Origin of the sequence: uncultured Nocardioides sp., from assembly GCF_902805925.1 — a bacterium.
Taxonomy (GTDB): Bacteria; Actinomycetota; Actinomycetes; order Propionibacteriales; family Nocardioidaceae; genus Nocardioides.
Genome location: NZ_CADCUP010000126.1, coordinates 1 through 6,874, shown reverse-complemented (window position 1 = coordinate 6,874; position 6,874 = coordinate 1). Strand labels below are relative to the sequence as shown.

Genomic DNA, 6,874 nt, shown 5'->3' with positions numbered 1-6,874 from the left:
GAGGTCCTCGCCGATGGTCTTGAGGGCGACGTTGACGACGCTGCCGTCGAGCATCGTCAGCCCGGAGCCGAGCACGGCCGCGGTGACGACCATCCGCCCGACCGCGGAGTCCAGCGAGACCAGCTCGGGGTTGCTCACCCCACCACGGTAGGGCAGAGCGCCGTGTGCGAGCCGCGAGAACGGCTTCGTCGGTAGGAAGGGAGCCTTTGGACCAGGCGATCCACTTCGCAGCCGACTTCCCCTGGCGCAGCGAGGTCGCACTCGGGGACGTCGTCGAGGCGCCGCGCACCTGGGACGTCGAGCTCTTCGCCCGGGCCGCGCACCTGCTCGGCCGCTGGAACGCCCGGTCGACCAGCCCTGCGGTGCTGGCCCGGTCGGCGTTCCCCGCCGGCTACGCGCTGCGGATGTACGCCGAGCGGGCGGTGCCGGCCCGCGGCCTCGGTCCGCTCGCCGACGACGGCCTGTGGGCGCACCCCTGGCTCGCCTGCCACGCCGACCTCCGCGCCGACCTGCGCCGGCTCGGGTCGTGCATCCCGGCGATGCTCGACCGCCTCGACACCTTCGTCCAGGCGATGCCGCACGGCGACGCCAGTCCGCAGAACCTGCTCGTGCCCGCCGACGGGCCCGACGGCTTCGTCGTCATCGACATCTCGTTCCGCTCGCCGCACGCGCTCGGCTTCGACCTCGGCCAGCTGCTCGTCGGCCTGACCCATGCCGGTCACCTGCCCGCCGCGGTGCTCGACGAGCTGGCCGACCGCATCCTGCCGGCGTACCTCGACGGCCTGGAGACCGAGGGCCTGACCGGGCTGCGCGACGACGTGGCGGAGGCGTTCGCCCTCTCGGTCCAGCTCCGCAGCGGCTTCGACGCCATCCCCTGGGAGTGGCTCGACGACCCGGTGCACGAGCGCGACGTGGCCGAGCGGGTGGCGCTGGCGCGGTGCCTGGTCGGCCGCGCCCTCGCCCACGTCGGCTGAGCCGTGGGCGCGGGCCGACGGCTGCCTGATGTGGCTCGGTCCGGAGCCGAGCACGGCCGCGGAACGACCATCCGCCCGACCGCGGCGTCCGGCGCGACCGGCTCGGGTCGGCCACCCGCTCACCGTAGGGCGGGCCGCCTACGGGGACGGTAGGAGCGGCTCGCACCGGCGGGAGCCATGGTGCCCGCCTGGCCGGCGGCCCACGTGAACGCCATCGCCTCGACCTCGGTGGTGTCGCCGTGCGCGGGATCGGGTGCCCGGCCGGCTCCGGTGGTGCGCTCGTGGACCTCCAGCGTGGTGATCAGGTTGCCCAGGTCGCCCTGCCGCCGGAAGGCCGCCCTCCTCAGCTCCGGGTCCAGCTGCACGCGGTCCTCGATGTGGGTGATCGGCACCCCGAGGACGATGTCGAGGGCGGAGAGCAGGGCCGCTGTGAAGGCGAAGGGACCGTCGATGCCGTGGTCCGGCGCGAGGAGCTCGCACGTCCGGGCCCGGACCAGGGCGGTGACGAGCGCGTCGCTCTCCACCCGGCCGTGCCGGCTCAGGATGACCAGGGCCGCCCACTGCCTGATCCGGACCGTGCCCAGCACGACCAGCGCCTCACGGAGGCTGCGTACCTGACGACGCAGCCCGCCTCCGGCTCCGGACGAGGCCATGTTGAGCACCTGGGCGACCAGCGCGGGATCGCGGCGCAGCACCTTCTCGATCCGGGCGAGGTCGAGTTCCTGGCTCAGCAGCTCCATGCCGAGCTGCACCTGGGAGAGCGCCGAGGGGGCGATGGTGGAGCTCCCGCTGATGGGCGGCGACTTGACCGCCGAGCCGCTGAAGAGCTGGAAGCCGACCGCCTGCGCCCAGGCCAGCCGCTCCTCGGTGTCGCACCCGGCCGCCAGCAGGTCCGCAGGCCCGCCCGCGTAGCCCTGGACGACGTCCATGACCTCCTCGGGCGTGCCGGTGCCGAGGTCGACCTTGACCAGGTCGGCGAGGTCGAGCAGCCCCGCGGTGCCCGGCGTCCTGGCCGAGTGCGGCACCAGGACGGTGAAGCCCACGTCCCGGAAGGCCCGGACCGCCTCCAGCAGCTCCGGGTCGTCGGCGAGCATCGGGACCTCGACCACCGTCCGGCGCGGCGAGAGGTGCAGCGGTGAGTCCCCGACGAGGACGTCTCGCCCGATGGTGCAGAAGAGCAGCCGGTCGCCGACGACGCTGTCGACGTCGACGTCGACCGTGCCGAGGAGACCGGACATCGAGACGACGGCCTCGCGACCCTGCGCCGTGGTGGACGCGCCGTGACCGGCGCTCGCACGGTTCACCAGCTCGAAGCCGACGATGGTGCCCGCCTCGTCGACGACCGGCACCCGCCCCACGACCAGGGCAGCCGCGGCGGCGGTGCCGTCCTCCATCGCATCGGTCATGCTCGTTCCGACTTCCTCTCCTCCACGACGTCAGGCACGCGCCGATCGTAGGTCGGCCGACGAGGCGCACGCTCGGGAATCGGCGATCCGCCGGAGCGGACCAGCCGGGGTGGACCAGACAGAGAGCACGACGGAGGTCGTGGGCTCAGCTCGATGCGTGTCGTCGGCACAGCGAGGCGCGTCGCGGCGAGGAGCCAGCGACGTCCGGGCAGCGGCCCCGCCTTGCACGCACGGCCAACTCCGGCAAGGCTTCGCGCATGGCAGCGAACGAGACGTCCGTGCACACCGACATCGACACCAGCAGCGGCATGCCGCTCGGGATCGACTTCGGCGGCAGCGGGATCAAGGGGGCGGCGGTCGACCTCGAGCGCGGCGACTTCGCCGGCGCCCGGGTCAAGATCAAGACGCCCAAGAAGTCCACACCCGACGCCGTCGCCGACGTCGTGGTCCAGCTCATCGATCGGCTCATGGAGAAGCACCCCGACGCCACCGGCCCGGTCGGCGTCACCGTGCCGGGCATCGTGCAGCACGGCATCGTCCGCAGCGCCGCCAACATCGACAAGTCGTGGATCGACGTGGACGCCGACGAGATCTTCACCAAGGCCTCGGGCCGCGACGTGCACGTGATGAACGACGCCGACGCGGCCGGCCTGGCCGAGGCGCGGTACGGCGCGGCGCGCGAGCAGAAGAAGGGACTGGCCATCCTGACCACCCTCGGCACCGGCATCGGGTCGGCCTTCATCCACGACGGCGTGCTGGTCCCCAACAGCGAGCTGGGCCACCTCGAGATCGACGGCCACGTGGCCGAGAAGCGCGCGGCGAGCAGCGTCATGGAGGATGAGGACCTCAGCTGGGAGGAGTGGGCCGCGCGGCTCACCGTCTACTACACCCGGGTCGAGCGGCTCTTCACCCCCGACCTGTTCGTGGTCGGCGGCGGCGTGAGCAAGGACGCCGCCGAGTTCCTCCACCTCATCGACATCCGCACCCCGATCGTGGCCGCTCAGCTCCAGAACCGGGCCGGCATCATCGGCGCTGCCCTGGTGGCGCAGGGGCTGCTCGGGCGCTGACTCGCTACGGCTTGGAGGTCTTGTCGCCGCGGATGGCCGCGGCCACCGCCTTCGGCACGTCGGCGCTGAACACCGAGGGGATGATGAAGCTGGGGTTGAGCTCCTCGTCGGTGACGACTCCGGCGATGGCCGCAGCAGCGCGCAGCAGCATGTCGAGGGAGATCTCCGTGGCCCGGGCGTCCAGCAGGCCGCGGAAGACACCGGGGAACGCCAGCACGTTGTTGATCTGGTTGGGGTAGTCGCTGCGCCCGCTCGCCACGACGGCGGCGCGCTTGCCGGCCTCGGCGGGGTCGATCTCGGGTTCGGGGTTGGCCAGGGCGAAGACGACCGGGTCGCCGGCCATGTCGTCGATCCACTCCGGCTGCAGGATCCGCGGCGCGCTGACCCCGATGAAGACGTCGGCGTCCACGAGCACCTCCTGGAGCGACCCCGAGACCCGGCCCGGGTTGGTGGCGCCGGCGAGCTCTGCGTGGGCGTCGGAGAGCGAGTCGTCGTCGGCTGACAGCGCACCGAACCGGTCGACCACCACCACGTCGACCGCGCCCGCCGCGAGGAGCAGGGTCACGATCGCGGTGCCGGCCGCTCCAGCACCGGAGACCACGATGCGCACGTCCGCGAGCTGCTTCTTGACCACGCGCAGCGCGTTGGTCAGGGCCGCGAGCACCACGATCGCGGTGCCGTGCTGGTCGTCGTGGAAGACCGGGATGTCGAGCGACTCGCGCAGCCGCGCCTCGATCTCGAAGCACCGGGGGGCGGCGATGTCCTCGAGGTTGATGCCGCCGAAGCCGGGCGCGATCATCTCCACGGCCCGGACGATCTCGTCGGTGTCCTGCGAGGCCAGGCAGATGGGCCAGGCGTCGATGTTGGCGAACCGCTTGAACAGTGCGGCCTTGCCCTCCATCACCGGCAGCGCGGCCCCCGGTCCGAGGTTGCCCAGGCCCAGCACGGCCGAGCCGTCGGTGACCACGGCGACGCTGTTGCCCTTGATGGTCAGGCGCGAGACGTCGGCGGGGTTCTCGTGGATCGCCATGCTGACCCGGCCGACCCCGGGGGTGTAGGCCAGCGACAGGTCGTCACGGGTGCGCAGCGGCACCTTGCTGTTGACCTCGATCTTGCCGCCGATGTGCAGCAGGAACGTGCGGTCGCTGACCTTGTAGACCTCGACACCGTCGAGCTCGCCGACCGCGGCCACCAGCTCCTCGGAGTGTGCCGAGTCGGACGCGCTGCACGTCACGTCGAGCACCAGCCGGTCGTGGCGCGACTCCGCGACGTCGATCGCCGTCACGATGCCCCCCAGCCCCGCGATCGTGGTGGCGACGGTGCCGACCACGCCGTGGTCGGGGGCGGTGTGCAACCGCATGGTGATGGAGTACGACGAGGTGGTGGCTGCCATGGCCGCCACCTTCCTCTGCGGGTGCGGTTACGGGCAAGTCACCTCGCCTCTGCCCGACGTGACAGTCGTCTCGGTGGCCGGCCGGCGGGGGTCGCCGGCGGCCCAGCCCCCCGCTCGAACGCCCCCGGCTCGGGCGCCCTCAGCGTCAGGCGAGGCCCTCCGCGGCCAGCGCCTTCTCGAGGTCGCCGGCGATGTCCGCGGGCTCGGTGGTGGGCGCGTACCGCTTGATCACCTGGCCGTCACGGCCCACCAGGAACTTGGTGAAGTTCCACTTGATCTTGTCGCCGAGCAGGCCGCCCCTCTCCTCGCGCAGCCACTGATAGAGCGGGTGGGCGTCGTCGCCGTTGACGTCGATCTTGGCGAACATCGGGAAGGTGACGCCGAAGCTGCCGGTGCAGAAGGTCGCGATCTCGTCGTCGGTGCCGGGCTCCTGGTGGCCGAACTGGTCGCACGGGAAGCCGAGCACGGTGAAGCCACGGTCGGCGTACGTCGCCTGCAGCTGCTGCAGGCCCTCGTACTGCGGGGTGAACCCGCACTGCGAGGCGGTGTTCACCACGAGCACGACCTTGTCGGCGTGCTCGGACAGGTCGACCGCTCGGCCGTCGATGGCGGTGGCGGTGAAGCTGGCGAGGGACGTCATGGGCCCGAGTGTGGCAGGGGGTCCGCAGCCCCGCCCGCCGCGGCCCGGCGGCGCAGCCACCACAGCGCCACCGCGAGCAGCACGACCGCGTCGATGCCGAGGGTGGTCCACAGCCCCAGCCGCTGCGGCTGGGCGCCCTCGACCTCGTGCGCCACGGCGTCTCCGGGCACGACCCGGGCAGCGACCTCGCGGGTCTCCCGGGCGCGGGCGTACGTCGCCCGGTCGACCTCGGTGCCGAACGCCTCGCGCTCCTCGTCGACCTCCTCGTCGAAGCGGTAGTACAGCCAGTACTCCGGGTCCGCCTCGCCGCCCAGCAGCCGGCCACCGACCACCTCGGCGGTCACCTCGGTGCCGCGGGCGGCGACGCTGGCCTGCGTCGCCAGCGACATCAGCACCGGGGCGTTCACCAGCGCCAGCACCAGGAGGAGCAGGAAGGCGAGGCGGCGCGGTCGTGACGGGGCCATGCGGGCCAGTATCGGCGACTCGGGAACACGGGCTCTCGTGGTGGTCCGCGAGTGACCTGCGTCGCGTACCCTGCGTCCGGGGTCCTCGTCGTCCGTCCGGGTAGCACACCGGGCCCGAGGCCCTGACGTCCTGAGGGGGACCCATGTCCAGTCGCCGTACGACGCAGGCGCTGATCGCGCTGCTGACCTCGCTCTTCCTGGCGGTGTCGGTGACGAGCACGCCTGCCGAGGCGCAGCAGCAGCGCAAGCAGACCCGGGGGAGCGTCACGTGGGTGACCGACACCTGGGTGTCGGGCTCCGGCACGGGCTACTCGCTCAGCGGCACGGTCAGCGGCGCGAGGAAGCGCCCCCTCCTCCTCCAGTACAAGGGCGCGCAGGGCTGGCAGCGGCTGGCGCGCACCAAGGCGGTCGACAACACCTTCACCTTCAACGGCACCTGGGACTGGTACGGCACGCACAAGGTCCGCGTCCTGGCGCCCGCCACGAGGAGGCACAGCCAGCGCGCGTTCAAGGCCCACCGGGTCAACGTGGTGCCCAGCTACACCGCCCGCGGCCTCGCCGGTGACCACAACCTGCTGCGCTTCAACGGCCTGCGCGAGCGCATCAACCCGTGCCAGCCCATCCGCTACAAGCTCAACCTCGACGACATCGGCGACGGCGTGCTGCCGATCATCGACTCGGTGCTCTTCCAGTTCACCCAGGCCACCGGCGTGCGGTTCAAGTACGTCGGCCGCACGCACACCATCCCGCAGGGACGGCGCACGATGGACCGCGGCACCGACCTGATCATCGCGTGGGCGAGCCAGTCCGAGCGCCCCGCGCTCGCCGGCGCCGTGGCCGTCAGCCAGATCGTGAAGCTCGACCTGGGCCGCGACCGCAAGGGCCGGGTGTGGAGCGTCAAGCAGACCGGCGTGACCGTCAACTCCGACC

The 6,874-nt window shown here is 72.3% G+C and carries 7 protein-coding genes; 3 read left to right on the top strand and 4 right to left on the bottom strand.

The window, feature by feature from the left end:
* The first annotated feature begins 206 nt into the window (after positions 1–206).
* The gene (locus QZX64_RS09120; protein ID WP_295658543.1) at positions 207–974 is read left to right on the top strand and encodes a hypothetical protein; all 768 of its coding nucleotides are present in this window, start codon (positions 207–209) and stop codon (positions 972–974) included.
* A 119-nt stretch (positions 975–1,093) separates the two neighbouring features.
* Here the strand turns inward: QZX64_RS09120 and QZX64_RS09115 are convergent, their stop codons facing one another.
* The gene (locus QZX64_RS09115; RefSeq protein ID WP_295658541.1) at positions 1,094–2,380 is read right to left on the bottom strand and encodes an EAL and HDOD domain-containing protein; all 1,287 of its coding nucleotides are present in this window, start codon (positions 2,378–2,380) and stop codon (positions 1,094–1,096) included.
* Positions 2,381–2,637: 257 nt separating this feature from the next.
* Between QZX64_RS09115 and ppgK the strand changes: the two genes are divergently transcribed.
* Positions 2,638–3,447 (top strand): polyphosphate--glucose phosphotransferase, encoded by an 810-nt coding sequence (gene ppgK, locus QZX64_RS09110; protein ID WP_295658539.1) that lies wholly within the window; start codon positions 2,638–2,640, stop codon positions 3,445–3,447.
* A gap of 4 nt (positions 3,448–3,451) precedes the next feature.
* Here ppgK and QZX64_RS09105 read toward each other — a convergent pair whose 3' ends face one another.
* The 3 genes from QZX64_RS09105 to QZX64_RS09095 form a co-directional block, all read right to left on the bottom strand.
* Complete coding sequence (locus QZX64_RS09105) at positions 3,452–4,840, bottom strand: NAD-dependent malic enzyme (protein WP_295658537.1); 1,389 nt, start codon at positions 4,838–4,840, stop codon at positions 3,452–3,454.
* A gap of 145 nt (positions 4,841–4,985) precedes the next feature.
* Positions 4,986–5,480: a glutathione peroxidase gene (locus QZX64_RS09100; protein WP_295658536.1), complete on the bottom strand. Its 495-nt coding sequence runs from the start codon at positions 5,478–5,480 to the stop codon at positions 4,986–4,988.
* Complete coding sequence (locus tag QZX64_RS09095) at positions 5,477–5,944, bottom strand: hypothetical protein (RefSeq protein WP_295658535.1); 468 nt, start codon at positions 5,942–5,944, stop codon at positions 5,477–5,479. Before QZX64_RS09095 ends, QZX64_RS09100 begins: the two co-directional genes overlap by 4 nt.
* Before the next feature lie 143 nt (positions 5,945–6,087).
* Here QZX64_RS09095 and QZX64_RS09090 point away from each other — a divergent pair.
* Positions 6,088–6,874 (top strand): hypothetical protein (locus tag QZX64_RS09090; RefSeq protein WP_295658534.1); only part of this gene is annotated, 787 nt, incomplete at its 3' end.